27 protein-coding genes are annotated in these 26836 nt (G+C 43.5%); 20 read left to right on the top strand and 7 right to left on the bottom strand.

What is annotated here, in order from left to right; genetic code table 11:
- Positions 1–136: 136 nt before the first annotated feature.
- From HW560_RS13290 to pstB, 6 genes are all read left to right on the top strand, one after another.
- The gene (locus tag HW560_RS13290; RefSeq protein WP_179263408.1) at positions 137–1267 is read left to right on the top strand and encodes a response regulator; all 1131 of its coding nucleotides are present in this window, start codon (positions 137–139) and stop codon (positions 1265–1267) included.
- Between the two features lie 311 nt (positions 1268–1578).
- A complete protein-coding gene (locus HW560_RS13295) occupies positions 1579–2973 on the top strand; it encodes a stalk domain-containing protein (RefSeq protein WP_257031886.1) in 1395 nt (464 codons plus the stop codon).
- A 55-nt stretch (positions 2974–3028) separates the two neighbouring features.
- A complete protein-coding gene (locus HW560_RS13300) occupies positions 3029–3892 on the top strand; it encodes a phosphate ABC transporter substrate-binding protein (RefSeq protein WP_063565318.1) in 864 nt (287 codons plus the stop codon).
- Between the two features lie 107 nt (positions 3893–3999).
- Positions 4000–4968 carry a phosphate ABC transporter permease subunit PstC gene (gene pstC, locus HW560_RS13305; RefSeq protein WP_063565319.1) on the top strand — a complete coding sequence of 323 codons (969 nt, stop codon included), beginning with the start codon at positions 4000–4002 and terminating at the stop codon, positions 4966–4968.
- Positions 4965–5873: a phosphate ABC transporter permease PstA gene (pstA, locus tag HW560_RS13310; RefSeq protein WP_179263410.1), complete on the top strand. Its 909-nt coding sequence runs from the start codon at positions 4965–4967 to the stop codon at positions 5871–5873. Before pstC ends, pstA begins: the two co-directional genes overlap by 4 nt.
- Positions 5874–5926: 53 nt before the next feature.
- A complete protein-coding gene (gene pstB / locus HW560_RS13315; protein ID WP_179263412.1) occupies positions 5927–6682 on the top strand; it encodes a phosphate ABC transporter ATP-binding protein PstB in 756 nt (251 codons plus the stop codon).
- A 65-nt stretch (positions 6683–6747) separates the two neighbouring features.
- On the opposite strand, the gene HW560_RS13320 is transcribed toward pstB, so the two are convergent.
- The gene (locus HW560_RS13320) at positions 6748–7626 is read right to left on the bottom strand and encodes an SDR family NAD(P)-dependent oxidoreductase (protein WP_179263414.1); all 879 of its coding nucleotides are present in this window, start codon (positions 7624–7626) and stop codon (positions 6748–6750) included.
- A gap of 135 nt (positions 7627–7761) precedes the next feature.
- Between HW560_RS13320 and HW560_RS13325 the strand changes: the two genes are divergently transcribed.
- The 4 genes from HW560_RS13325 to HW560_RS34410 all read left to right on the top strand — a co-directional run bounded on the left by HW560_RS13325 (position 7762) and on the right by HW560_RS34410 (position 13201).
- The gene (locus HW560_RS13325) at positions 7762–8220 is read left to right on the top strand and encodes a MarR family winged helix-turn-helix transcriptional regulator (RefSeq protein WP_179263416.1); all 459 of its coding nucleotides are present in this window, start codon (positions 7762–7764) and stop codon (positions 8218–8220) included.
- A gap of 507 nt (positions 8221–8727) precedes the next feature.
- Entirely contained in the window at positions 8728–12261 is a 3534-nt protein-coding gene (locus tag HW560_RS13330) for an S-layer homology domain-containing protein (protein WP_179263418.1), read from the top strand.
- 217 nt (positions 12262–12478) lie between these two features.
- Positions 12479–12793, top strand: coding sequence for a hypothetical protein (locus HW560_RS13335; protein ID WP_179263420.1), 315 nt, complete (start codon positions 12479–12481; stop codon positions 12791–12793).
- Positions 12794–12826: 33 nt separating this feature from the next.
- A complete protein-coding gene (locus HW560_RS34410; protein ID WP_373564999.1) occupies positions 12827–13201 on the top strand; it encodes a phosphodiester glycosidase family protein in 375 nt (124 codons plus the stop codon).
- Here HW560_RS34410 and HW560_RS13345 read toward each other — a convergent pair.
- Together HW560_RS13345 and HW560_RS13350 are read right to left on the bottom strand one after the other, a co-directional pair.
- Positions 13165–13575, bottom strand: a complete 411-nt coding sequence (locus tag HW560_RS13345) for a hypothetical protein (RefSeq protein ID WP_090903826.1) — start codon at positions 13573–13575, stop codon at positions 13165–13167. The genes HW560_RS34410 and HW560_RS13345 overlap by 37 nt on opposite strands.
- A gap of 186 nt (positions 13576–13761) precedes the next feature.
- On the bottom strand, positions 13762–14190 hold the full coding sequence (locus HW560_RS13350; RefSeq protein WP_179263422.1) for an RNA polymerase sigma factor: 429 nt from the start codon (positions 14188–14190) through the stop codon (positions 13762–13764).
- A gap of 328 nt (positions 14191–14518) precedes the next feature.
- Here HW560_RS13350 and HW560_RS13355 point away from each other — a divergent pair, with 328 nt between their 5' ends.
- Together HW560_RS13355 and HW560_RS13360 are read left to right on the top strand one after the other, a co-directional pair.
- Positions 14519–14719 carry an S-layer homology domain-containing protein gene (locus HW560_RS13355; protein WP_179263424.1) on the top strand — a complete coding sequence of 67 codons (201 nt, stop codon included), beginning with the start codon at positions 14519–14521 and terminating at the stop codon, positions 14717–14719.
- A 201-nt stretch (positions 14720–14920) separates the two neighbouring features.
- Positions 14921–15868, top strand: a complete 948-nt coding sequence (locus HW560_RS13360) for a helix-turn-helix transcriptional regulator (protein ID WP_179263427.1) — start codon at positions 14921–14923, stop codon at positions 15866–15868.
- 106 nt (positions 15869–15974) lie between these two features.
- Here HW560_RS13360 and HW560_RS13365 read toward each other — a convergent pair whose 3' ends face one another.
- From HW560_RS13365 to HW560_RS13380, 4 genes are all read right to left on the bottom strand, one after another.
- Entirely contained in the window at positions 15975–17006 is a 1032-nt protein-coding gene (locus HW560_RS13365; protein WP_179263429.1) for an alpha/beta fold hydrolase, read from the bottom strand.
- Between the two features lie 76 nt (positions 17007–17082).
- Positions 17083–17289, bottom strand: a complete 207-nt coding sequence (locus HW560_RS13370; protein ID WP_179263431.1) for a DUF554 family protein — start codon at positions 17287–17289, stop codon at positions 17083–17085.
- Between the two features lie 16 nt (positions 17290–17305).
- The gene (locus tag HW560_RS13375) at positions 17306–18628 is read right to left on the bottom strand and encodes an amidohydrolase family protein (protein WP_179263433.1); all 1323 of its coding nucleotides are present in this window, start codon (positions 18626–18628) and stop codon (positions 17306–17308) included.
- A gap of 198 nt (positions 18629–18826) precedes the next feature.
- Entirely contained in the window at positions 18827–19438 is a 612-nt protein-coding gene (locus tag HW560_RS13380) for a TetR/AcrR family transcriptional regulator (RefSeq protein ID WP_179263435.1), read from the bottom strand.
- A gap of 362 nt (positions 19439–19800) precedes the next feature.
- Here HW560_RS13380 and HW560_RS13385 point away from each other — a divergent pair, with 362 nt between their 5' ends.
- From HW560_RS13385 to HW560_RS13420, 8 genes are all read left to right on the top strand, one after another.
- Complete coding sequence (locus HW560_RS13385) at positions 19801–20805, top strand: ABC transporter ATP-binding protein (RefSeq protein ID WP_218152295.1); 1005 nt, start codon at positions 19801–19803, stop codon at positions 20803–20805.
- Positions 20806–20819: 14 nt separating this feature from the next.
- The gene (locus tag HW560_RS13390) at positions 20820–21608 is read left to right on the top strand and encodes an ABC transporter permease (RefSeq protein ID WP_090905545.1); all 789 of its coding nucleotides are present in this window, start codon (positions 20820–20822) and stop codon (positions 21606–21608) included.
- A gap of 25 nt (positions 21609–21633) precedes the next feature.
- On the top strand, positions 21634–22428 hold the full coding sequence (locus tag HW560_RS13395) for an ABC transporter permease (RefSeq protein WP_090905543.1): 795 nt from the start codon (positions 21634–21636) through the stop codon (positions 22426–22428).
- 4 nt (positions 22429–22432) lie between these two features.
- Complete coding sequence (locus HW560_RS13400) at positions 22433–23812, top strand: nucleotidyltransferase family protein (protein WP_090905541.1); 1380 nt, start codon at positions 22433–22435, stop codon at positions 23810–23812.
- Between the two features lie 62 nt (positions 23813–23874).
- Complete coding sequence (locus HW560_RS13405; RefSeq protein WP_090905539.1) at positions 23875–24585, top strand: hypothetical protein; 711 nt, start codon at positions 23875–23877, stop codon at positions 24583–24585.
- Between the two features lie 30 nt (positions 24586–24615).
- Complete coding sequence (locus HW560_RS13410) at positions 24616–25245, top strand: AAA family ATPase (protein WP_090905537.1); 630 nt, start codon at positions 24616–24618, stop codon at positions 25243–25245.
- A 20-nt stretch (positions 25246–25265) separates the two neighbouring features.
- Positions 25266–26111, top strand: a complete 846-nt coding sequence (locus HW560_RS13415) for a class I SAM-dependent methyltransferase (RefSeq protein WP_177185949.1) — start codon at positions 25266–25268, stop codon at positions 26109–26111.
- 40 nt (positions 26112–26151) lie between these two features.
- Entirely contained in the window at positions 26152–26817 is a 666-nt protein-coding gene (locus HW560_RS13420) for a hypothetical protein (protein ID WP_090905534.1), read from the top strand.
- Positions 26818–26836: the final 19 nt, after the last annotated feature.

The raw sequence follows: 26836 nt of genomic DNA on the forward strand, positions 1-26836 counted from the left end.
AATCCCCTAGCGTCTTCCAATCAGAAAGATATAGATCGAAATGATTTTGTTCGTCTCTATTTTTTACCCGAGAGCGGTAGGAATCGAATTACGAATTATGCACAATGCTGATAACTAAAACAGAGGGGGACGTACCGTGTTGCAGGCCTATTTGGTGGACGATGAGCCGCATGCTCTGAATATGCTGGAAATGTTCCTTGCTCGAACAGGTAAAGTACACGTCGCAGGGCGTGCGGCAAATGGCTTCGACGCGCTTGCTGCACTTCGGAACATTCACCCGGACATCTGGTTTCTGGATATTGAGATGCCAGGAATGAGCGGATTGGAGTTGGCGGCGAACATACACGAGGTGGAACCGGATGCCTTGATCGTGTTCACGACTGCCTATGATCAGTATGCTGTGGCCGCTTTCGAACATGAAGCATTGGATTACCTGCTCAAACCGATCGAGATGGAGCGCTTGTCACGGACCATTGAGCGATTGACAAAGGAAAAGAACAGACCCTCGGAGCCCGTTGTCGTCAACACGGATAATACGGACAAGTTATTTGTCCAATTGCTTGGAACTTTCCGTGTTGCAATTACTAATGGAAAGACGATGATGTGGCGAACAGCCAAAGAGAAGGAGCTTTTTGCCTATTTGCTGCTGAATAACCCTGCGACAAGTGCAGTTCACCGGGATCGCATTATCGAGAAGTTATGGCCTGATGAACCTTATGAGAAAGCCAAAATTTATTTGCACACCTGTGTGAGCCTGTTACGGAAAAACTTACGTAACATGGGTATTGAACATTTGTTGAGATATAAAAGTGAGCACTATATCCTGGATAAGGAACGGATCAGAGCAGACGTATATGATTTTCTGGACATTTCGTTCAGGATGGAGCAGGAAGTAGATATGCCGATATCTCTAATCGAGCAAACCTTACATTTGTATCAAGACGAACTGTTACCTCAGGAGGATTACCCATGGATAGTGGAGCTAAGTCATCGGCTGGAGCAATTTTCACTGGAGCTTAATCTGAAGCTTTCCGAGAAATATCTGGATTCCCATAACGGCAGAAAAGCAGCAGAGGCAGCAGAACGTGCAATCAGTCAATCGCCATATGAAGAAGAAGCCTATCGTCGTGCCATGCAGGCGTACTTGTACATGGGCAAACACGATCATGTGTTGCGGATCTATCGCAATCTCAAAGAAAGATTGACCGAGCTTAACATTCAGCCCTCCCTTGTCACGAGACAGTTATATGAACAGATTGAGGTCTGAAGAATGGACATGTTCTGATACTGGAGCCGCATTTTAACTCTCAAAAAAACGAGTCATGGATCATATTCCATCGACTCTTTTTGTGTTTATGAAAACATTGACAATTCGTTAACAATTCCAGGATTTCCCGTTTACAAATCTCTCCTATAATTACAATCGTGATAGGTCATTTTTACTATGAACGTGGAAGTTTGGGGGGATGAGCCGGACAAGCTCTCATAAAGACGATACATGCAGAATACCAGACAGCAGGGCATGACAAAACAAGGCAATCTAAATGGAATAGAGAAGGGTGACAAGAGCCAATGTCAATGAAAAAGGTGTTAGTGGTGTCCATGGTAGCAACAGTGTTAGGTACTTCTGTGGTTAGTGCAGTATCGGCTGCTCCTGCAGTGAAACCTGCGGCTAATGCAGCTCAGGTGCAAAATTCCACGCTTACAATAAACGGTAACAGCGTCGTCGTTCGTTCCATCGTTAAAAATGGCGAGACACTCGTTTCCCTTCGTGATGTGATCAAAGCCATCGGTGCACAAGCCGAAGTACATAGCGGAACGACGGTGATCAAGCTGAATGATCACAGCGTGACGCTCCAAAACAATAGCAAACAAATCGTTGTAGATGACGTGAAAGTGAATTTGAATCAACCGGTCACCATCATCGGTGGTACAAGTTACATCGCTCTTCGTCCACTGGTGTCGGGCTTTGGCGGTACGATTGTCAAGCGAAACGGACTGCTTGAGATCAGTACGGTATCCTTGATCGATGAAGTCGAGAATCCTCGTTTTGCCGGAGCGGATAAGCTGATTGTCTCCAAGAGTGACAACAATGGCAGAAACGATTATCTCGTGAATACAACAAGCGGCAAATATGAGTTGTTGTTAACGACAGACGGTGGATCGGATCTCGTTATTTCGCCAAGTGGTGATCAAGCGGCTTACACGAATGCCGAAGGAGCCGTTTATGTTATTGATCTGAAGACCAAGGCTTCCAAACTGATCACGAGCGACAACAGCATCAAGCCTGAATTGGTATGGTCTGCTGACGGGAGTGCAATCTACTTCCTGCAAGGGGATAAAGGGTCCGTGATTGCCAAGCTGAATCTGGCAGATGGCGCGATTACGAAAGTGGTCGAAGACAAGGTGGACTATAAGGAAAACCTGAATGTCTCTGCTGACGGCAAGAAATTCATCTATACCGTAACCACCCTTGGTACCGTAACTTCGGATACAACGAATGTGGATGAAGACAATGTCTCCATTGATTTCTCATCCAATCAACAGCAAATATTTTCGTATAACACAGAAAATTCAAAACCGGAGGCTGTGAAGCTCACAACATCAACCGACGACAAGGTATTTGTATGGTCTGCTGACGGACAAAAAGCCTACTACGTGAGTGTACCTTCCGAAGATGGTAAAGCATCATTGCTGTCTGTGGATTCATCTCAAAAGTCTACGCCGGTGTACACCGAGTACGATGTAGAACAAGCTATTTTGTCTGGTGGAACCTTGTATGTACTGGCGGCCCAGGATGACAGCAACAGCGTGATCCTTTCAATCGACCCGGTAACCGGAAAACAAACCAAGCTGTACACGGTATCTTCCGATGTATCATCTATCGCGGTTGCCGGATCACAAATCTCTGTGGTCGAGAACGGCCGTGTTCTGGTACAAGCTGGCGGAAGCTGGAGAGCCGTTACGAAGTAATATTTGATATCAAATATGATCACAAGCTTTTTAATTCGAGAGGAGTTTAATTAACATGAAAAAATGGATCAAACCCTTCACAGCAATGCTTATGGCTGTATCTCTGATTGGTGGACTTGGTGGCGCAACGACAGCATCAGCTGCCAAGAGTACAGAGAAAGGTAAAATTGTCATTAACGGTTCCTCGGCATTGCTTCCGCTGACACTTCAAGCTGCCAGCGAATTCAAAAAAGATAATCCAAAAGTTAAAATCTCGGCTTCTGCAGCAGGTTCCATCACAGGTCCTCAATCCGTTCGTAAAGGGATCGCGGACATTGGCGCTGTAGACTGGGATGCATCCAAAGATGTACCTGGCTTCAAAAAATTTGATGGCTTGGTAGCCAATCCGGTAGCTGTAACAGTGTTCACAGCTGTCGTTAATACCAATGTGGGTGTAAGCAATCTGACAACAAAACAACTGCAGGACATCTTCTCTGGCAAAGTGACCAACTGGAAGGAAGTTGGCGGATCGGATGCCAACATCGTTGTGGTTAACCGTAAATTTGGTTCCGGTACACGGGTTAACTTCCAACAAAAAGCTCTGGATGGCAAGGATTTCATGAGCAAAGGGGACAACTACAAAGAGGTTGGCTCCAGCGGTGATATGAAAACAACCATTGAAACAACACCAAATGCAATTGGTTATATTGACCTTCCGTACGTGACTAGCAAAATGAAGGCTGTATCCATCAATGGCGTGGCACCAACAGAGAAAAACGTCCTGAACAAAACATACAAAGTATGGGGCATTGGATATTACATGACCAAAGGTCAGCCTACGGGAGCAACCAAAGCGTTCATCGAGTATATCCAAAGCAGCAAGTTCCAGAACGGTTCCCTGAAAAAACTGAAATTCATTCCGCTTGCTGCCGTTAAATAACGAAAGCTGCGAACGTTTATCATTCTCGCATTTCATAAGGAAAGGGATAGCCAGCTTCTGCGCACGGTCGCCAAGCTGGCTTCTCTATGTGAAAGGAAGAGCCCTTCATGATCGATTTAAATCCATCCACGAACAGCCCTGCTCCGAGTGAGCTTGGTTCAAGCATCGGCAAGGCTCCCGGATCGGGAACCCGGTTTGACCGTAAGGCGCGTTTAAGATGGTCCAATAAACTGTTTCGCATGGTCTGTATTGGCAGTACATTGTTCGTTTGTCTAGTTCTGTTATGCATTCTGGTCCTTATGCTTCGTACGGGTGTTCTGACCTTTGCGGATGTTTCGCTCAGCGAATTCTTTTTCTCTACCAACTGGGACCCGGAAAATGAGCATTACGGTGCGCTGACCTTTATTCTGGGAACGCTGGCACTGACGGGGCTCACGATGCTGTTTGCCATTCCAATCTCCGTCATCATTGCGGTGTTTCTGGCCGAAATGACGCCAAAATGGCTTCGCCATATTCTGCGACCCGTATTGGATCTATTAGTGGGGATTCCTTCTGTGGTATACGGTTTCTTGGGACTGACGATTCTCATCCCCTGGCTTAGGGATATCAGTGGACATGATCTGGCGGACGGTTTGCTCGCAGCGTCCATCGTTCTGACGATTATGGTGCTGCCTACCATTAGCCGGATCAGTGATGATGCCATATCTGCTGTACCGAACAAATACCGGGATGCAGCTTATGCACTTGGTACGAACCGATTCCAAACTATAACTCGTGTGGTTTTGCCTGCTGCAAGAGGCGGAATCATGTATGCCGTCATTCTCGGGATGACTCGTGCCATTGGAGAAACGATGGCGGTGGTGATGGTCATCGGCAATACGGCACAGCTCGCTAACAGTCTGTTTACGCCAACAGCGGTGCTGACAAGTAATATCGTTATGCAAATCTCAAGTGTTGAATTCGATTCCACCTGGAATCACGGGCTGTACATGATGGGCTTTATCCTGCTTGCCATTTCCATCTTGATGATTGTAGCCGTAAGAATGCTTCAGAAGAAAGGGGGACGCTACTCATGAGTATGAGGAAGCAGGCGAACGCTGTCCCCGCCTATTCGTTCGGCAAACGCAGAGGTGCATCCACGCTGATGGACCGGATTTTTACGGGCATGGTATGGGGTGTAGGAATTGTCGTCATTTTATTCATTGTCGGACTGTTATTTCTTCTTCTGGAAAAAGGGCTGCCTTTGCTGAGCTGGGACTTTCTATATGGTGTTCCAAGCGAGATTGAAGAAGGAGGAGGGATTGGGCCGGCGCTGTTCAACTCGTTCTATGTGCTAATTCTATCCCTCCTGATCTCCATTCCCATCGGCATGGCGGCCGGGATTTATCTGGCGGAATTTGCTCCAAACAACAAACTTATGGAGATCGTGCGGATTTGCGTGGAGGGACTGTCGTCTGTTCCATCCCTCATCTTTGGATTGTTCGGTATTGCCCTGTTTGTGGAGTTCTTCGAAATTGGTCTTACCATTCTGGGCGCCGCCGTCAGCCTTGCCTTTCTGAATCTGCCTGTGCTGACTAGGGTAACCGAGGAATCGGTCCGGGCGGTTCCGGTTGAACTTCGTAATGCGTCCTTTGCCCTTGGCTCTACCCATTTGCAGACGATCCGTAATGTATTGCTGCCGGTAGCTATAAACGGAATCATGACAGGTATTTGCCTCACGGCAGGTCGGGCATTTGGTGAGAGTGCCGTCATTATTCTGACCGCAGGGGTGTCTACTTCCGGGGAAATGTGGGACTTCAATTTGCTATCGCCGGGAGGAACCCTTGCGGTACATCTGTGGTACATCCAATCCGAAGCGATTGTGCCGGATGCCGAGGAGATTGCGCAAAAGACAACGGCCGTACTGATCTTTGTGGCCTTGCTCATTAATGTTCTGTTCCGTGTGCCACTGTGGCTGAATGCACGCAAAAATCAAGTCTGATGTGTCAGACTGATCCAGTAACAAGATCAATTTCAACACCGGGAGGAACTATTGTGCAGTCAATCATTGAGATCAATAAATTGAATTTATATTACGGTCAGTTTCAGGCGCTTAAGGATGTCTCCATTGAAATTCCGGAGCGGGCCATTACTGCTTTTATCGGACCGTCCGGCTGTGGCAAATCGACGCTGCTGCGGACCCTCAACCGCATGAATGACCGGATACCCGGAACACGCATCGAGGGTAAAGTGGCCGTAGGCGGGACGGATATCTACAGCGGCGAAGTGCATGTGGAGACCATTCGCAAGAAGATCGGTATGGTTTTTCAGCAGCCGAATCCTTTTCCGAAATCCATCTACGATAATATAGCCTTTGGCCCACGACAACATGGCATTCATGGCAAAAAGAAGCTGGATGAAATCGTTGAACAGAGCCTGCGTTCTGCCGTCCTGTGGGATGAAGTAAAGGATAACCTGAAGCGTTCCGCGTTAAGTCTATCCGGAGGACAACAGCAGCGCCTCTGCATCGCACGGGCACTGGCAGTGGAGCCGGACATTCTGCTGATGGATGAGGCTACGGCATCGCTTGATCCCGTCTCGACCTTCAAAATCGAGGAGTTGGCTCATGAGTTGAAAGAACGTTATACCATCGTGATGGTTACGCATAACATGCAGCAAGCAGCTCGGGTCTCCCAGCAGACGGTGTTCTTCCTGAATGGAGAGGTCGTGGAATACTCTGCGACCCAAGATATGTTCGCCGAGCCCGTTGATTCGCGTACGCAGGACTATATCAGTGGTCGATTTGGTTAATTGTGAATCGGCAAGAGGTGGAAGTCTTTCAGATAGTTATCTGGAAGGCTTTTTTCTATTTTCGATTAGTTCAACAGACCGCGTTGCTCCAGTAATTGTGTTGTAACTATCCACAGCTTGTTTTGCATTCCGGCATCTCCGCCCGGATACACAGGAGTAATGGAAGCCCCGCTTCCAACATTGAAGTATCCTCCCGTTACTTCTCCGAAATTCGGCTCCACAGCCAACCGGGTCATAATGTCCGCACCCCGCCGTGGGTCGCCGATGTGTAAAAAGGTTAAAATGCGCTCAAGCACACTCGCAAACCACAACTCCCGACCAAGACCCGTAACATTAAAACCTGGATTCAAAGCATTCACTCGGATTCCGGTTCCGTCCCATTGACGGGCAAGTTCGCCAGTAAACATAATATTGAGCAGTTTGGTTTTGCCATAGATTGAGGAGGAGCCGCGTGCAGTAAAGGGATCGGTATCCGTCAAATCATCGGGCAGCACCAGTTTGCCGTGATTCCGTGAGGCTTCAGAGGCAACATTGACGACTCGGGCGTGGCCTGCCTGAACCAGAGACGTATGCAACGTGTGCGTTAGCAGCCAAGGTGCCAAATAGTTTACGGCGATCATCTCGGCAAACCCTTCGGAAGTGACTCTCTGTTCAAAAGCATGAAGACCCGCATTATTCAAAAGAACATTGATACGCGGATAAGCAGCTGCAATTTCAAGCCCCATACGTTTGACATCGCTCAGTAAGGATAGGTCTCCGAAGAAAACACGGATCTTGGTGGATGGTGCGATCTCCCTGATTTTGTTTCTGGTCGTCTCGGCGCGTTCTTCGCTTCTGGCTGTGAGCACAAGATGTGCACCGCGTTTGGCAAGTTCAATGGCGGCAAGCTGCCCTAGTCCACTTGTTGCTCCGGTAATTACAATAATGGGTTGTGTTGTTTTCATAATGAGGTCTCCTTTTGACACGAATAGGGTCGAATTATATAATGGACATAAATCAACTATATAATTTAATTGATATTTGTCAACTATATATTCAAAATCCTGTTTTGATGTATCGAGGAGAGGGGAACAACAATAATGAGTGAAAACCCGGTTAAAACCAAAGATAGAGAAACTCTGGAACTGGCACTTGGTGAGCAGATCCATGCACTAATTAGTGCCTCGCATGCGCTTAATGTCCGATCTGCCGAGCGTTTTGATGCGACTATGCAGCCTGCCGCTTTTCATCTGGTGCGGTGGTTGTACTCTTACGGTCCTACAAGCGCAGCAGCTTTGGCAGAAGCGACGGCTATGGACCGCAGTTCGGTAAGCCGTCTGATTAAACAACTTGAGAAGGCAGGGTATGTAAGCAAGGAGTCGGACCCCGAAGATCGGCGCGGCGTTTTGTTGTCTTTGACGGAGCTTGGTCAACAATCAACGGTGGGTGCGCTCAAGGAGAAGGAGTCAACTTTTTATGAACGCATATCGAGATGGAATGAAGAGGAACTGGAACGTTTCACCACTATGCTTCGGCGGTTTAATGGGTTTAATGGTTAGGGAGAGATGTCATTTCACAACCTGTTAACTTACCCTTCACAAAAGTAAACATGTAAAAGCTAAATCAAAACCCAGTCAAGCCCAGAGTACCTGCGGATTCAGGGCGCATTGTTCCTGTGCATTCGTGGGTTCTTTTTTCTATATTCGGTAAATGTTCCGTCCTCAGATGTTTACAAGGTCCTTCATTTATACCTCTTCATCACCCCTGTTATGCTAATTCTCTTCCTAATGCTCCACTAGTTGTGGTGGAACTTTCCTAAATGGTGAACAAAATCTGAATTTTTCTTCACCCTCTTGCAACCTCTCTCTAGTCCATTTCAGCACTTCAATATGGAGGATGACAGAGCATGATCTTCATAGACACAGCAAAAGAAATCGTTAACGAAATGTAAAGTAATGCAGGGATATGTCAAATTTTTAATAGGCGCTTTCATTGCGTTGACCCTGCCCTCAAAGTTTCTTATATTTACTCCCGACACAACAACTCAGAACGGTGGTGGGATGATTTTGTTCAACGATAAAGGAAAGAAAATGCTTGCTATGCTTACGCTTATACCACTGGCTACGGGCCTTGTCATGGGAGCTTTCCCTGCTGCGGTAACCTATGCGGATGCGGGAAATAATACACCAACCAACAGCTCGGCAACAGGTTCATGGCAAACGGGCGATCTGCACGTACATACGTTTGAGTCCGATGATGCGCAGAATTCGCTTGAAAATGTACTTGACGCGGGACTGACGAAGTATGGTTTGGACTGGATCGCGCTTACGGATCATTTGCGGTTATCCAAGCGGGATCACAACGGAGTAGACATTCCAGGCGGATCGATTCCGATGTCCAAAGGGATGAACGAATATCAGGTGCCACAGATCAAGGCCCTTCAGGAAGCAGGCAAATACGCAGGCAAAACGATTTTCTCCGGTTTCGAATGGGACATGCCGACACATGAACACGTTGGGGTAGGGATTCTCACAGATGAGCCGAATTCGACCGAAGCGCTGGAAGCTGCGAACGAATTTGAATATCGTTTTACGAATCGCGCAGCGAACCTGTTCAATGCGGCTGACGTAGCGAATTGGGATCAGACCGGTGGACGTGCCTATACAACTCATCAGGATGCACTAGCTGCTATCAATTGGCTGGCAACCAAGTATCCAACGACGAGTTATGCAATGATCAATCACCCTTCACGAGGCAAAAACAAATATACCATCGCGGACTTCCGGGAGTTCAACGATCTGGCTCCACAAGTTGTTTTTGGTATCGAAGGTATGCTGGGCAACCAGATGGAACCGGATCGTGGCGGGTATAACACAAGCTACAACGTAGCCAATCCGACCGCAGATGATGGATACAAATATCGTACATACGGCGGTGTGGACTATATGGTCGCCAAGGTGGGCGGTCTGTGGGATGCATTGTTGGGAGAAGGGCGTCACTTCTGGAACTATGGTAATTCGGATTACCATTTCAAGATGATTGACACGAATTCCAGCGGTTATTTTCCGGGCGAATATGCCAAGACCTATTCGTGGGTTGATGGTACAGGAATGCAAGCCGTGCTGGAAGGACTGCGTTCGGGGAAATCATTTTCCGTATTCGGTGATCTGATCAACGCACTGGACTTCACGGCTTCCGGAGCGGGTAATCAGGCTGAAATGGGCGGAGACCTGGGTGTGACCCAAGGTGACGAAGTGGAACTGAAAATCCGTTTCAAGAGTCCAACCACGAGCAACAATTATGAAAAACCAATCAACAGCGGCACGTCTGCTGGACAAGTTCCAGTGGTGGATCACGTAGATCTCATCGCCGGAGATGTGACGGGCAAGGCTGAGAAGGGCACACCCGCATATAACAAAGACACCAACGACTCCACCCAAGTGCTGGCTACCTTCACGTCCAACGATTGGACGACAGACGCCGAAGGTTACAATGTTATTACGTACAAGATCAAAGCCACAGACCAGGATAAGTATTTCCGTCTGCGCGGTACGAATCTGGGTATGAACGTTACAGGTGAAACCGTAAATGGTGAACCACAGCTTGATCCGAAAATTACAACAGCTGATGCAACGACTCGCTTCAATGAGATCAATGACAAGAACTATGGCGATCTGTGGTTCTACTCCAATCCGATCTTCGTGAGTGCCACACCTTACAGTGATGCACAGGCGGTAAAAGATACGCTTCAAGCAATTGATCTTGGTAATCTGAACACGGTCACTTCCGACCTTACCCTTCCTGTGGAAGGGAAACATGGAGCCACGATTAGCTGGTCCAGCTCCAACCCGGAATTGATGGATGCACAGGGGAAACTTCTTACACAGCCTGAGAATAATGAGCGACTGGAATTGACGGCAACGGTACAACGTGGCAGCGAAACGGATACCAGAACGTTCACTGTCATTGTGGAAGGAACGAATAATCAGGTATTGGTGTTAAAAGGCAACATGACCACTGCTGACAGCCAGCCGTATCATACGGATACATGGACGAATCAGTCCGTAACGGTTAGTGTAACCAGCGCAGTATACGCGCCAGCCACTTCGGCGACGATTGAGTTATCTCGTGATGGAGGACAAACGTACGAACCATATACGGAGAATACACCTCTGGAGGTAACGGAGCCGGGAGAGCATAAGCTGTTATTCAGAGCGACAGACGATCTGGAACAAACGTATACGTTACCTCTTGTCGTAAAAATAGACCGTGAAATTCCTGTCATCACCCTGCAAGGCAGCAGCCAGATGACATTAACCGTGGGAGATACGTATAACGAGCCTGGAGCACAGGCTACCGATAATGTGGGCATCCGTGGTTCCGTGCAGATGGACGGGACAGTGAACACACAATCAGCGGGGATCTACACCCTTCGTTATAACGTGAAAGATATTGCCGGCAATGCTGCACAGGAAGTCACACGTACGGTTACCGTACAAGCCCGTTCGGTCAATGGCGGCGGGGGCTCAGGCAGTGATGGAGGCAACGCTGGAGGGAATTCCGGTGGAAGCACACCAAGCGTGCCAACAACGCCTACCGTTCCAACCACACCAACCAACCCGGATGCGGGATCAGATTCAACGACTGAAGTGAAGGTAGGGGTCGAAGCGAATCAGCCAGTACAAACGGGTTTGAAAGACATCGTGCAATTCAACGCTCCAGCTGGAGCCATTGGAGAAAAAGATACATTGCAACTGTCTGTTGTATCCCAGAACCAATTGCAGAATGCAGTTTCGCTGAATGTACTGGGCCAAGCAGTACAGATTACTCGCAGTGGAGGACGGACATTGAACGATCAGGTAGCACTGATCCTGCAATATGACGCTTCCAAGCTGCCTCAAGGAACACAGCCAGCAATCTACTATTATAATGAAGCCCGTCAGAGCTGGGTATTCATCGGTGGCAAGATGAATGCAGCAGGAACAGTATCGGCAAATGTGAATCATCTGGGTACCTTTGTTGTGTCCAGTTACACACCAGCAAATCTGTCCGATCTGAACGGACACTGGGCATCCGACTATGCAGACCGCTTGATTGGCATGGACGTTATCCAGGGCTATACAGATGGTTCATTCCAACCATCCAAGAAGATTACAAGGGCAGAGTTTGTTACGTTGATCAGCAAGGCACTGGCCTTGAAGTCCGTTCAGTCGGATACGACGTTTGCAGATCAAGGCAGTCTGCCAGACTGGGCGAAAGGTGATATTGCCGCAGCCGTGCAAGCCGGAATCGTGAAGGGCTATGGAGACAACACGTTCAAGCCTAATCAGACGATCACTCGTGCCGAGATGGCTGTAATGATGGCAAATGCATTGAAGTTAAGTACAGATGTACAGTCGGGAACGAGCAAAGATGCTGTAAAACCAAGCTTCACTGACGAGTCGCAAACTCCAGCTTGGGCTCAAGATGCACTGAATACAGCCGTTCAGGCCAAAATTGTGAACGGATATACGGACAATACGGTTCGTGCAGGGAATATGACGACCCGTGCGGAAGCCGCGGCAATGATCTATAAGCTGCTGCTCGCAATGTACATTTAATCTCAATAGAATGAATGAAAGGCCATCCTGAGAGGGATGGTCTCTGTTTATTCCAACGTTTAGTACAGTCTATTAATTAAAAAAAAGTTGAGTATAGGTTTCAAATTACACAGTAAAAACTCCTTAGTTAGTGAAAGACGAAGAGGATAGAAAGGCTTGGGACGGTCGTTTCCTCTTGCTCCCCGTCTTTACTAAATTAAGAATGAGGGATAAGAAAATGGCTATTAACTATACTTATTTTGAAAGTAGTGGATATCGTGTAATCAAGACTCATGTTAGTAATATTGTCTCAGAAGTTATTAAGAAACCCGTTTGTTCTACAAACAATTATGGTATTAATGGGGGGTTTTTTGCATCAAATCTATATACTGCGCCTCCAACTGGCGGTCTCTCAATCAGTTATGATGGCGCAACCCAAGATCCTGGAAGCAATGCTGGGGGGACACGGAATCGTGGTACGTTTTTTACTTACCTCGATAATGGTGTTACTAAAGCAGGAATTACCCGCTGTACAACTATTCCAAATTTGTAGCAACAAGTTGGTAATTTACAGTTCAAAACAATTATTGGTGGGGGAAGCCTTCATCTAACTGGAACAGAAGACCAGTTTAAGACCATCCACGAAGATGAAGTGTGGAACGTACACGCTGGTATTGCTGCAACAAGACGGGCTGGACTAGGCTTTAAAAATGAAAGCAATGGTGTGTATGCATACTTAGTGACATCAACAGTATGGAAAACCCTGTACAATTTAAGAGATTTCTTTAAAGATGATCTTGGTTGTAATAACGCTGTTTTCTTGGATGGTGATGGTTCCGTTCAGATGCAAGTGTACGCTAATGGTGAGCTGATCAAAGCAGATGGTACAGATCCGAGCCCGGGAAGATATGTATGGAATATGGTTTATTTGATAGTTAACTCATATATTTCAAATAAATGATTATTTACTTGTCTCGTCCAACTTTCAATTTTATCACCTACATTAACTTCATCGAAATCAGCCTCGATTCGCATTTTACTAAATTTTGCATCTGCTTGATAAAAATCACTAGAAGTAACATAAAACCTCGAATTTTTCGTTACATTCAGATATTCTCCATTATCCAGTACGATTGAGTAAAGTACCTTGTCTCCGTCTACTTTACTGTTTTGCTCTTTTATTTCAACGATGGTGCCAGTGTAATATTGCTGTTCCTTTGCTGGTGAAGACCATCCTTTCATATAATCCGAAAAGAAAACGAAATAGACGATTACCAGAAGTATTACGACAAAGCTGCTTATTACGACGAAGGGCCATTTTTTTTTTGCTTTCAAATTTTTCATCCTTCCTCAATGTACTATAGTATGTAGACGTCCAATAATTAAAAAAGTTACAAAAAAAGAAGCTATGGCTAAAAATATCCATAGTATTGTTTTCTTGAATTTTATTGAGTTGGAAAAATTTTAATAAACTCGATTAGTTCGAGCCGTAAGCTTTGTATGGTATCTTCTTTTGGCATTCTAATGGTTTCTGCTAATTTCTCCATTTCTGGGTGATAAAGTTCTAATATTTAAGTATCGCCTGTTCTTCTCCAGCTCTAGCTTGGAAAAGTAGTTGGGTGAGATCTTCTTTCGTAGATCCTCTAGTGTTTTTCTTTTCCATTTATTCACCCCCTGAACACTAATATTCATTTCAACCGAGACTTCCTTAGCACTTTTGTCCTCCACGTAAAGTGAATGTATTATCTTTCTTCCACTCTCTTTATCGATCAAGCTTAATATATCTTTGACGTTTAACTCATCAATAATTTCATCTTCAAAGGATTCTTGTCTTGTGAAATCAAAAGTGAAGGGATATTGCTTCGCTGCTTTCCTACCGTGATACTGGAGTCTCCATGCCATCCGCTGGAGTTCGACATCAATTATTTCTTTAATTTGTACTTCGTTCATTGGATTCTCCCCCTTTCATGTGCAGTGTAATGATACCTAATATCTAGGAACTATATCTAAAGAATTTGAAACCAATTTCGCCAAAAAAGGGAACGCTAGTTCCTATATGTGAATATATTACCTTCTTTTAAGTCGGAGTTAAAGTGTTTTTGTATATAAAATCGATAAATTAGTTAGATTCTAATTATTGTTAATCTACTATTTTTATACAGATAGAGAATTGTATCTATATTTTACAATGGTCCAAACCCAGTTTAAGAGCTGTACACACGGATGTCAGTAGTCTGCCAGACTGGGTAAAAAGGAATGGCCGCTGCCATGCAGCCGAATGTCTGACAATACGTCCATTAAACCAAACTTCACTGACGAGTCGCAAACTCCAGCTTGGGCTCAAGATGCACTGAATACAGCCGTTCAGGCCAAAATTGTGAATGGATATACGGACAATACGGTTCGTGCAGGGAATATGACAACCCGTGCGGAAGCCGCGGCAATGATTTATAAGTTGCTGCTCGCAATGTACGTGTAAGAAATGAAGAAGAGAATTAACCGTATATAAAGTAGATAAAAAACTGATATCCTTTTGGGGATATCAGTTTTTTTGGATTAAGACTTTCTCATCTTCGGCTGATATTTAAGATATTCCATTGCTTTAATTCAAGAAACTAAAGGTCAAGTTACTGTGATAGAATGAGTTAGGTTTGGATGATGAATGGTGGGGGCTTAGAACATGAACAAAACGGAGCGGCAGCTTGCTATTACGCTTGAATTGCAGAGAAGTAAGATGATCAGAGCTGAGGATCTGGCATCTCAATTTGAGACAAGTGTACGTACAATATATCGCGATATCCAGGCATTAAGTGAGGCTGGTGTTCCGATTATGGGAGCTCCGGGTCATGGTTATTCTCTAATGGAAGGATATTTCTTACCCCCGGTAAGCTTCACGGCAGAAGAAGCTGTGTCCCTGCTCATGGGATCCGATTTTATCGAACAGAGATTGGATACAGAATATGCTATGCAGGCTAAGTCCGCTCAACGAAAGATTGAAGCGATTTTACCTGAAGTCGTTCGTAACGAATCAACACGTGTTCGTGAAACGATGCGACTGCTTCATGCGGCTGAACCTTTAACCAGAGCGAGCGTGAAAACATACCTTAACCAAATACGTAATGCCATTTTGGAGCAACGTAAAATCAGCTTCATGTACCTGAAAAAAATGCCAGGAACGGATGGCAATCGATATAACATGCGTGAGGTTTCTCCCTATGGACTCTCACTTGTTCAGGAGAATTGGATGTTGATTGCACGTTGTGATATGCGACAAGACATCCGTCATTTTCGTTTGTCACGCATGACTGAACTTTCCGTGCTGGAGGATCAGTTCCTTTTGCCGCCGGATTTTGATCTAAATAGTTATCGACCTCCTGACGACCGTAACGAACAAGTATTAATCAGGGCTAAACCTGAAATTGCTGACAAAGTTATGGAGGCAGTTCATTTTTATATGGATGCATTTGAGGAGCGGGAGGAAGGTGTTGTTTTTCATTTTCGTGTCCGCTATCCGGAGGAAATATTGCATTATTTACTTGGTTGGGGTGGAGATATCGAGGTCTTGGAGCCGGAGTCTTTACGCTTCCGAATGAAGGAAGTAGCCAAAAGCATCTTGAACCACTACTGACATACACCTTTCAGTAGTGGTTTTACGGATAATCAAATCCTCCACCGTTGATATTACATTTTCGAAGACGCTGGATTCCCAATGAAAGTCCTTTGATCACCTCGGTTCACTTGATAAAGGTATCTACCATCCAATCCAAAAATCTTTGCTTCTCTTCATAATGTGGGTAATGGGCCGAGTTATTATAGGCAATGAATTGCTTTTGATTTCCTTCAATCTGGTCAAAAAACACCTTGGCGGCATGGGATGAAGTCATTAAATCGTAATCTCCCATGACAAAATAAAAGGGAAGGTCCAGCTTCGTAATCAAGGAAGGCAAAGGACGGCTCATGGCTTCACTTATCAGTATTTCTTGCGAATAAATGTTTCCTTTATTATAACGAATGGCATCCAGCATATTATATTCATGGCTGAACGTCATTCCCAGAAAGCTGGTGTCAGGGCTGTCCATCAACCTTGATGTGCCCCCATAACGTTTAACGATATCTCGCGGCGTGAATGCCTGTCCTTGTTTGATCGGTTCATAGATCTGCTCCAATTGGTCTACGTCTTCATGATTATCAGCCAACTGGGCTTGCTCCATAACGTAATTCCATCCATCCATCTCGCTCTGTTGTGTATCTGCCATCTGCCCGATCCCAATGTAGGCTTCATATTTATCGGGTGCTCGATGCGCAGCAAGAGTTCCTATGTATGTTCCATATGAATGACCAATTAATAGTACCTTTTTCTTTCCCAGACGTTGAGTAATATAATCTGTGACGGCCAGTGCATCCTCAACCAGCACATCAGCTGAGAGATTGGAATAGTCCTCGAAAAAATGATAGGATTTGCCGCTTGCTCTCTGATCATAGTTAACAATCGTAAACTGCGATTCTAATAAATCTTGGTACTTTTTGGCGTACGGAAGTTCAGATGCACCGGGTCCACCGTGTAAATAAAGGATAACTGGGTTGTCTAGATCCTGCCCTCTGATCATGATTTCATGTCCCGTACCGTTGATTTTAACTTGTTCCAATACATGAATAGGGTTTGTTCCTTTTATTTTTGGCGTCCATGTTGGAAAGTGAAGAACTGCGAGTGATAGGGTTAGAGTCGTAATGCCAAGCCACAAACCTGTTTTTTTCATTTTGTTCATAGGATATGTCTCCTCTGGTTCAATGTCTTGAAGTGATTATTGTTCATAAACTCATAACTCTATCTTACGTGACTCGTCATTGATTCAAATCGTACGCCAGATTGAATTTGTTCTCCGTCTCAGGTTGGACCTGAAAGACCTCACTAATGCCTATGATAAGTGCGCTGATCCCAATCACTTGATTGAGTATGGACTTATAACCGTCATTCATGAACCTTTTGGAGATGGCTCCAAGGGTGCTCCCGCGTATAATGTAAAAACAATTGATCAATATACCAAGCATGATTTCACTCCTGAATTCACCAAACTGAGTTTAGAACATCGTCGACTTCTTTGATTTTGGTGACAGATGGTGTTTGAATTAGATTTCCCTTGACCATGACCATAGAGATGTCAGACAAGGCCTCAATATGTTCCAGCGGATTTTGCTCCATGACAATCAGATCAGCATGTTTTCCGATATCCACCGTCCCTGTAACATCGTCAACACCGAGGATCTTCGCATTGGTTCGGGTCACCATGTCGATGACCTGTTTGTTGTTCAGGTTGGCCTGTCTCATGTAGTGGTCCATCTCTCTCCACATATCATAGTGAGTCACGTAAGGCATAGCGGCATCGGTGCCTATTCCGATGGTGATGTCATTTTCGATCGCTTGCTTGACGCCTTGGAGCATGGAATCGTAGACGAGTCTGGAATTCTCTTTTACCGTTGCACTTACCTTCGTTACGCTGGTATCCAGTGAAGCGGATGGATAGGCGGCTTGCAGGGTGGGGATGAGTGCGGTGTAGCCATTCAGGGCATTGGGATTATTTTTGTATAAACGAATGATTTCGTCATCCATCTCCGAACCGTGCTCAATCGTATCGACGCCACCTTGTAACGCAACTCTTACGCCTTCCGTGCTTTCCACATGCGCTGCAACCCGCAGGCCAATCTTATGCGCTTCATCGCAGATCGCCGCAACTTCCTCCACTGTCATCTGTAAACGACCAGCTTCGCCAACCATTTTCGCATCCGTCACGCCTCCCGTCACACAGATTTTGATCAAATCCACACCGTGTTTCACGTTGATGCGTACATTTTTTCGTGCTTCCCACGGAGAGTCGCCCATCAGAGTGAGGAATGGAGCACCATGTCCGCCTGTTACACTTAGGAAAAACCCGGAGACAAGCAGATTAGGGCCGACAAAGTCGCCGTTATTAATCTCATCCCGCAGCTGGACGTCCGTGTAAAAGAATTCCCCTACACTGCGCATCGTCGTTACACCCGCATGGAGTGCGGTCAGCGCGTTGCGTTTCATGCGTTTTTTCAAAACGTTTCTGCCGAACTTCGTGTTCAATATCCGATCATAGGCAAACTGCAACAAACCTTCACTGACCGAAAGACTGAATGGTTTACCATCTGCAAAGAGGTGCACGTGAGCATTAATCAGTCCAGGCATTACGTATTTACCAGCGAGGTCGATGGTTGTGTAGTGACTTGGGATATGCAACTCATGATCTCGGCCGATATCCTGAATGAGACCTTGCTCATTGACGAGAATCGTCATGTTTATTTGCAGATTACGGTTCAGATCTCCGTGGATCAGATGGACGTTTTTCAATGCGTAAGCGGTGTTCATGTTGTGTTCCTCCTTTGGATATAGGTGAAGCGAGTAGTTAAGGTAACGAAGATACCTGTTTCAATAATGAATAATCAATTCATTTTTAGATCAAAAAAATAGAGCGACTTAATGTTAGATATTTTTTGCGTGCAAACCAAGTGAAGTTGATCTGATCTGCACGCTTTTTCTACCCGGTATAAATGATGAGATGGAGCCTTATTCGTTGAGACTCTTCATACCGTACAGTCTGTATATATACAAGGCTTCGAATATTTGTTTGCGGCTTTCCTCACTCATCTCTCGCTTCAATAGATCCAGGTTCATGTCGATCACGTTGTGTGCGAGGATGTTCAGCAAGATCAAATTCTCCTCGGTGCCAATCTCATATCGTTTATATTGATTCTTCAGATAGGCCTTCTTGGTTTCGATCATCAGCTCAACAAGCTCATTTTTGGCGTTGGTGTAGATGGTTCCGTTATTCTTTTCAAAGATGATGACAATCTGGTTGCGATACTTACGTAATACATCCACCTGTTCCTGCAACAACGCTGACTTTCGCTCGCTATCCGTTTCCTCGAACAAGGTCTGGTTATCAAAGTGAATGGTCTCCACCAGCACATTTTTCAAATAATCCACCAGATCCGGTGGCACGACGGCGTAGAATAGTTCTTTCTTGTTCTTAAAATATGTATAGATATTGCCCACGGAAATATTGATCTCATCCGCGATATCGTTCATCTTGGCATCCACATAGCCCTTTTCAAAAAAGACCTTGAGCGCCGCATATTCAATCTCTTTCCTGACTTCGTCTTTCTTGGCTTGCACCATCGGGAACGACTCCTTAATAGTGAATAATTGGTTCGTTATTAGAATAGGCTTTTTTGAGATGGGTGTCAAATGGGGATTTCTAGGTAAACTTCGACCTTATAGCGTTATTAGCTTTAACGAGATGACTTTGGTGAAAGCGAACGCAATCTGAGTTGAAGGATAGCACAAAAAGTGAGTAGATATATATATTATATTTACAATAAAAATTGCACACATAAAATACATCTAATTATTATATGGAAAAATATCTAATAAACATGGTATTTTTTCATTTTACAAAAAGGTAATATGTTAAAAAGAATGGTGGAAATTGTAATAAATTGTGTTGTGTTACATTAAATGAAGTGGACGAGGTGTGATTGATGAGCATCATTGATGTAAACGGTATCACAAAGGTTTATCGGCAATACAAAAGATTTCCGGGATTAGTTGGCTCTCTGAGAAGTCTAGTTACTAGGCAGTATACGGAGGAAGTAGCGGTACGTGATATTACTTTTTCGATAAAGGAAGGAGAAGCAGTGGGTTATCTAGGTCCAAACGGTGCGGGCAAATCCACCATGATTAAGATGATGACGGGAATACTGGTTCCAACTTCTGGAGAGCTGAGGGTTCTTGGTTTGACCCCGCATGAAGCCAGGCAGCACAATTCTCAACATATTGGTGTTGTTTTTGGACAAAGGAGTCAGTTATGGTGGGACCTTCCTGTCCGTGATTCGTTCGATCTTCATAAATACATATATAAGCTCTCAGACTCTACATATCAAAAAAATCTGAACTATTATTCCAACCTCCTAGCGTTATCCTCATTTATTGAAAAGCCTGTTAGACAATTAAGTTTGGGTCAAAGAATGCGAGTGGAAATCGCAATGGCCTTACTGCATGATCCCAAAATTTTGTTTCTAGACGAACCAACGATTGGTCTAGATGTCATTGCCAAAGAACAGATTAGGGAATTTCTTCGGATGATTAATCGTGAGAAGAAAGTCTCCATTGTTCTGACGACTCATGACATGAAGGATATTGAAGAAATTTGCCATCGAATGATTGTTGTGAACAAAGGCAATATGGTTTATGACGGATCTGTCGAACAACTTCGAACAACGTTGGGTGATCAGCGGCAGGTGATCATTTACTTCCGGGAAGAGCCAAAAGTGATTGAAATACCAGGGATTAAACTTATAAAGGACGAAGGGTTAAGGAAAACGTACCTATTTGAAAAAAGCGACAGGACCGTATTTGATTGCGTAAATCAGATCGCGAGTGAACATTTGATTGAAGATGTTTCTATTGAAAGCGCAGACATAGATACAGTCATTCGGAAACTCTATAGAAAATTGGACGAAGAAAATAGAACGAATGAGTTGTGAAAGGAGGGCCTGAGTTGAAAACGTATATTATGTTCGGTGTAAAAACATTCTCGAATCAACTTTCATATCGTTCTGAAGTATGGCTAAGATTATTGGGGAATTTTGTGGCTATTTTGATTCTGACTGAGATCTGGAGAGCAGTTCTAGGGAATGGAGAGATTGAAGGCGTAGGTGTAGAGCAAATGATTACATATAGCATTATCAACACGTTGCTTGCTGCCCTGTTACTTACCGGAATTAGTACAAAAGTGGATAACAGCCTCAAAACAGGTTCCATCGCTTCGGAACTTATTAAACCTCTTTCTTATCCTCTTCACCTATTATCTGAGGGACTAGGGAATTCATTCTATCAGTTGGTGTTTACTTCTATTCCTTCCTTATTCATCGCATGGATTTTCTTTGGTTTTCTTCCTCCAGCTTCGGCAACTCATTTTCTGTTTTTTTTGATTGCTTTAATCCTGGCATTGGCCATTTCGTTTTTGTTGGGGTACCTTATATCTTTACTGGCTTTTTGGCTCATGAATCACTTTGCATTAAATTGGATGTTGGGCGGATTCATCACGATTTTCTCTGGTTCGTTTTTACCCTTATGGTTTTTTCCGGAATCGTGGGTGACCATAACCAAAATGCTTCCTTTCCTGTACCTGGGATATCTTCCTGCTGCAATCTATTTAGGAACAATCAAGGTTCAGGAGATAGGAACTTTTATTCTCACAGGTTTAGCATGGACTGCGGGGCTGACTCTTCTGGTGTGCTGGTTATGGAATAGGGCGATCAAACGTCTGGTGGTCCAAGGTGGATAATGTAGCTGTAGAGAGGTTGAACTAAATGACATTAAAACTTTTCGGAAAATTAGTCTTTTTGTTAACCAAAGAAAGAATGGAATATCGCGGGGACTTCCTCCTTGCAGTTATCGCTCAAATCATTAATTATACCGGAGATTATATTATTATTTGGCTTTTCCTAAGAAAGTTTGATACTCTGGCAGGTTGGTCTTGGCCTGAAATTGCGTTGTTGTACAGTCTGGGGCTGTTCACATATGCACTAGGAGCCTCTTTTTCATTTGTGCAAATGCGGGATCTTGAGAATCAAGTGAAGAATGGGACATTTGATTCCATATTGATCAAACCCGTTAATCCATACCTATACTTGGTATGCAGGGGATTCAACTTGGGATACCTTGCACATGTGGCGATATCCGGGTCTGTGCTGCTCTGGGCACTTTTTAAGTTAAATCTGAATTTATCCGAGGTTGAAGTGCTGTACCTTATTCTCTGTATTATTGGCGGGGCCATGATTCAGGCTGGATTCATGTCGGTAATCGGAGCCGTATCCTTTATTTGGATTAGAACAAATTTTTTGTTCACCTTATTTTTTAAATTTAAGGAGTTCATATCGTATCCACTCCCTGTATTTGGCACATTCATACAAGTACTTTTAACGTTTGTCATTCCATTTGCGTTCATCAATTTCTATCCAGCTGCATTCTTGCTTACCAAAGGCACAGCGCTGTTGTCATCATGGAGCATGTGGATTGTACCTGTGATAGGTCCTCTGGTTTATTTACTCGGTTACCGTCTGTGGATGCTCAGCGTGAATAAATATCAAGGTGCAGGAGGTTAAGTCTGTGGAACAAATAAAGGAGGCCATCTCGAATCTTATACCTCAAACGGACAAAATGGGGGCCATCCAATTTGTCAGGCAACATCGATTAGAGAGTTTCGTTAGTGATCGATTCGATGGTGATTTTACAGAAGAGTTACAAATTGATCTGTATAACATCAAGAAGTTGAATGAGGATAAATTAGCTTTTTTGAAAAGAGTTCATTCAAGACAAGGAATAAAACCATTAGTTATCAAGGGGTTTACAGCGTTTTACTTGACCGGGAATACCGCTTTATTAAGGAAAAGCAAGGATGTTGATGTTTTTGCGCAAGATCCTTCCGAATTTGTCAGGATTCTGTTGGAGGATGGTTTCAATGAAATAAAGTCACCCAATCCGCATGAATATTCCATGCTAACTAAAGATTCTATTGAAATTGATTTGCATCGGCATTTTCCGATTGCTTCATATCCGAGAGATCTGGGGCAGAGGGAGTTGAACAAAGAATTAACTACGAATGAACCATTGCAGTTCGTAAATTATTTGGATTACGATTCGATCATTCATCATACGGTAGAATTGCCGGATTGTCTGATTCCTACAGTAACGATGTCAGCTTTAATCGCTTGCATTAATATATTCAATGATTATGTGACGGGTTTCGCCAAAGCTCCATCCATGAAGCTGATCGAGGTCATTGAAGTTATCGAGTTAATAGATCATCAGAATTTTAACAGAGGTGTTTTTGCACAGTTGGTTAATCTTTATGGGGCTCAAGATGCTGTGTCTTTCACTAATTATATCACCCAGGAATTATTCGGCATGGAGCTAGTTTATATGGATGGGTTAAGAACTTACTCAAAATACCCACAAATATTTTTCTGGCAATTTAACACATGGTTTATTCCTGAAAGAATTCAGGATATTACAGTGACAGATAAGTTAGACCCTATCTTCAGGGTTATGGATTCTTCGAAGGCTAAGGTCTCATGTCATGCACGTAATGTATATTCCAATAAGAGTATAAAATATCCATTATTAGGAATTGAGAAAAATAATGGCGGGGAATCACCTGAGATAGAGATGGAAGTCCTAATGAAAGATATATTATCCGTCACTGTACATGTGAATACGGACTCAGACATAGACGATGATGTTATTCATATCCAAATAGGGAAGTTTAGAAAAACGCTGACGAGAAACAAATTTGCATATTTTTCTAGGGATGTTGTCAAATATGATCGGACGGATAGAGGATATGCTGTGGAATTCAAAATCAGCCAAGAGGATATTCCTGACCTAATGAGTAATCATTATGATCATATCATTTTGTTTGTTGAACACCATCTAGAGAGACACGTTAGTAGCAATTTTTATTTTATTGATATTGTTTACCAGTGTTGATTATATGAAGGAGGGATGAATCTGAAAATGTAATCAAAATAATAATTTCCTGAGGTGATGATTTGGAAAAAGAAAAAGATTTTTTGTCTTGCCAACGAATTGGAAGAGAATTCCCCGACAGGGAATTTGAGATTAAGTTTGAATTTCAGCAAAAGGGTTTGGAATTATCTCATTATTTAGCGCTTATAGAGAATGCACTTAAAGGAAGTGGTCGATATGTAATTGATCCCGTCCAAGTACGAAGCACAATGACAACGCATTTTTTTTCTGATAACGACGTAGAGTACTCCATCTTTGAATATGAAAACAGGTTGATGTTAAAGAAAAAGAGACACGAAGTGTTACATTTGCAATCGTTCCAGGTCTATTGTAATGATGAGACATTTCTATATGACTTAAATGCTATCAAATCGGAATTGGAGAAAAACCATGTTCACTATATGGGGTGTATGACAAAGAGGCGTATCAAAGATTTTTTGCTCAATACAACGGATGGAAGGATATATTCATTGGCAGTAACAATCTGCGAAGCATACAATCAATTTCAGTACCAATTTGAAATTGAATATAACGGATATACATCAAAAATGAAACCTTCGGATAACAACCAAATTAAGGTGGTTGATGCTTTGGTTCTTACGGCAAATGATCTGTTTGAAGTGATTGGCTCAGACATGGTTCCATCTGGGGACAGAAAGTTTGAATTTGTTCAAAGATCACGACCAAACTCTGCTGAATTCAACAAGATCGACATATTGAATGAAATTTTATAAGAGAATCTACACTGGAGGTTTGAGGCGAAAATGAAGCATCCCATTTTTTTATCAGGTCCGCACGGGTCAGGCAAAACGACGTTGTTAAACAAATTAAATGAAAAACATGATATTTTCTACGAAAACGATTTTGACATTGATTTTCTCAAAGAGTTTCCCAACATCAGGAATTTGTCTGATTTTGAGCGTTGCTTAATCAGACTTTACCACAGAATCTACCTGACTAATTATGCAGACACATTAGCTGCCTCCAAACCTGAAAACGTAATCATTACATCTCGGGGAATTTATGATTCAGCTGCTTATATATCGACTTATCGGAAATTAAACTGGTTCGAAGAGCAACATTTTGAGAGACTGAAGTTCATTCTTGAGCATAGTGGTTATCAACCGTATACCATTGTGTTAAATCCGCCACCTGAAGTGGTGGCTGGAAGGCTCGATGGAAGACGAAAAGAGGGTACAAGAAAAACAAGGGACGACGTATTTTTGAGTGAGGACTCCTATGAGTTCATAGAAAATATATGCCAATTCTTTTCCGGCTTAAGAGATTCGGAGCACATTTTATATATTGAAGATAATACGGACAGTGATATTGAGAAAATACTGTCATGGGTCGATGAAATTAACGCAGATAGACCCATCTTCAATACACGATAAGAAAAGGAGTTGCACATGTTGTGGATTTAAGAGTATTCGACAATATCAGTTTCGAAAGCTTGTATGAGCGATTGGACAGTAGGTGGAATTCAAACCATGAGTTGAAAAAATATATTCATCGAGCTAAATTTGACAAGTTACTATCTCACCTAACAACTGGAGAGAGTCTGCTTGATATTGGGAGAGGCGGCTCTGTAGATGGTATACTTGGCGTATTAGCAGCCAAAAAAGGATTGAATGTGACCATAAGTAATGTGTCGGAGAAAAATCTGAAAGTGATTCAAAAATTTGCAGAGATTCAAGGTGTGAAAGAACAAATCACATTTGTGGAAGCGTTACCTTTTGAACTTCCTTTTAAGGATCAATCGTTTCAAAACGTAATTGCATTGCATATTTTGGAACACCTCCCCGACTTCAAACAAGGTCTGGAAGAAATAAGAAGGGTCAGTCAAAACAAAGCTATCGTTGCGCTTCCAACATGTTTGAATTTCTGTGCAATATCACGACTCGGTGGTGCCCATTATTTCGAGTTTTCCTGGAAGAGCCCCTTCTCGTTAATTTATGGTTCATGGAGATTGTTATACCATGCGGTAAAAGGTGACGAGGGGGTGGCGGAAGACATGGAGGAATTCGGGAGGGTTAACAAGCATTTGTGGAGATTTCCATGGAAGATGAGAAAGAGCCTGAAAGAGGGCGGGTTTGAAATTGTCCAATTTGGCCCGGATGCGATTCCACTGCCATGGTTTAATGCTTGGTTGCCTTTAATGAGAAAATTGGACAGGTTTAGTTACCATCCGATACTTAAGTATTTTGGAATGGGAAGTCATGCGGTTTTATCCAAAAAAATGGATATTAAAAATAACTAATCAGGGCAAATCCAGTTCATTTGTAAAGGAGACGATGAAGTTGACAACTTGGAATGAATTTATCGCCTATCTGGAAACGGAGATTAATTGGGATGAACCTACGCAAGAGCAGTGCTTAAAAGTGGAAGAAGCTTTAAAAAAAATCATTAAATATCCTGAGGAAATTCAGCAACGTTGTCGGGAAATTGCAACGAATGAAGAACTCTTTAACGATTATAAACCCCATAATCAATATCCACGGATAACGATGGATAAATTCATGTTGCATATGGATACTGAAGATCGCTTTCGTGTGAGACTGCACAGGTTCAAATCCAAAAAGCATAATGGAGAGTCTGTCCCTAAAGTACACAGTCATAAGTGGATCTATTCAACCATCATTCTTGCCGGTTCGTACAGAGAAAAACTGTGGAAAGTTCTTGAAACCAATGAAGATACGATGGAAGCAAAATTGGAACTGTTAGATCAATATATGTTAAATACAGGGGATACCAATTCGGGATTGCTTGATTACGCACATCAAACTATTAATGATAGCGATGATGAGCATTGCATAACGTTGTTTATCCGAGGTAAAACATTGCAAAAGGGAGCTAAGATATTTAATTTGGATCAAGGGACTTTTTCGTATACGTTTAGTCCGGACAAGCAACTGAAAGAAGCTTATACAAGTTTGTCTAATTATCAATTTACATTCTTGCCTTAACATACGTTCGAAAGGAGAT

The sequence above is a fragment of the Paenibacillus sp. E222 genome (genome assembly GCF_013401555.1).
In the GTDB taxonomy this organism is placed as follows: Bacteria; Bacillota; Bacilli; order Paenibacillales; family Paenibacillaceae; genus Paenibacillus.

What these genes read in the sequence shown, in the direction of transcription:
- HW560_RS13325 (WP_179263416.1), top strand. Translation starts at nt 7,762, where the DNA reads ATGAGTGAAAACCCGGTTAAAACCAAAGATAGAGAAACTCTGGAACTG.
- HW560_RS13350 (WP_179263422.1), bottom strand. Translation starts at nt 14,190, where the DNA reads ATGAACGAAGTACAAATTAAAGAAATAATTGATGTCGAACTCCAGCGG.
- HW560_RS13385 (WP_218152295.1), top strand. Translation starts at nt 19,801, where the DNA reads ATGAGCATCATTGATGTAAACGGTATCACAAAGGTTTATCGGCAATAC.
- HW560_RS13295 (WP_257031886.1), top strand. Translation starts at nt 1,579, where the DNA reads ATGAAAAAGGTGTTAGTGGTGTCCATGGTAGCAACAGTGTTAGGTACT.
- pstC (WP_063565319.1), top strand. Translation starts at nt 4,000, where the DNA reads ATGATCGATTTAAATCCATCCACGAACAGCCCTGCTCCGAGTGAGCTT.
- HW560_RS13355 (WP_179263424.1), top strand. Translation starts at nt 14,519, where the DNA reads ATGTCTGACAATACGTCCATTAAACCAAACTTCACTGACGAGTCGCAA.
- HW560_RS13375 (WP_179263433.1), bottom strand. Translation starts at nt 18,628, where the DNA reads ATGAACACCGCTTACGCATTGAAAAACGTCCATCTGATCCACGGAGAT.
- pstA (WP_179263410.1), top strand. Translation starts at nt 4,965, where the DNA reads ATGAGTATGAGGAAGCAGGCGAACGCTGTCCCCGCCTATTCGTTCGGC.
- HW560_RS13300 (WP_063565318.1), top strand. Translation starts at nt 3,029, where the DNA reads ATGAAAAAATGGATCAAACCCTTCACAGCAATGCTTATGGCTGTATCT.
- HW560_RS13360 (WP_179263427.1), top strand. Translation starts at nt 14,921, where the DNA reads ATGAACAAAACGGAGCGGCAGCTTGCTATTACGCTTGAATTGCAGAGA.
- HW560_RS13335 (WP_179263420.1), top strand. Translation starts at nt 12,479, where the DNA reads ATGGCTATTAACTATACTTATTTTGAAAGTAGTGGATATCGTGTAATC.
- HW560_RS13370 (WP_179263431.1), bottom strand. Translation starts at nt 17,289, where the DNA reads ATGCTTGGTATATTGATCAATTGTTTTTACATTATACGCGGGAGCACC.
- HW560_RS13395 (WP_090905543.1), top strand. Translation starts at nt 21,634, where the DNA reads ATGACATTAAAACTTTTCGGAAAATTAGTCTTTTTGTTAACCAAAGAA.
- HW560_RS13380 (WP_179263435.1), bottom strand. Translation starts at nt 19,438, where the DNA reads ATGGTGCAAGCCAAGAAAGACGAAGTCAGGAAAGAGATTGAATATGCG.
- HW560_RS13365 (WP_179263429.1), bottom strand. Translation starts at nt 17,006, where the DNA reads ATGAACAAAATGAAAAAAACAGGTTTGTGGCTTGGCATTACGACTCTA.
- HW560_RS13410 (WP_090905537.1), top strand. Translation starts at nt 24,616, where the DNA reads ATGAAGCATCCCATTTTTTTATCAGGTCCGCACGGGTCAGGCAAAACG.
- HW560_RS13320 (WP_179263414.1), bottom strand. Translation starts at nt 7,626, where the DNA reads ATGAAAACAACACAACCCATTATTGTAATTACCGGAGCAACAAGTGGA.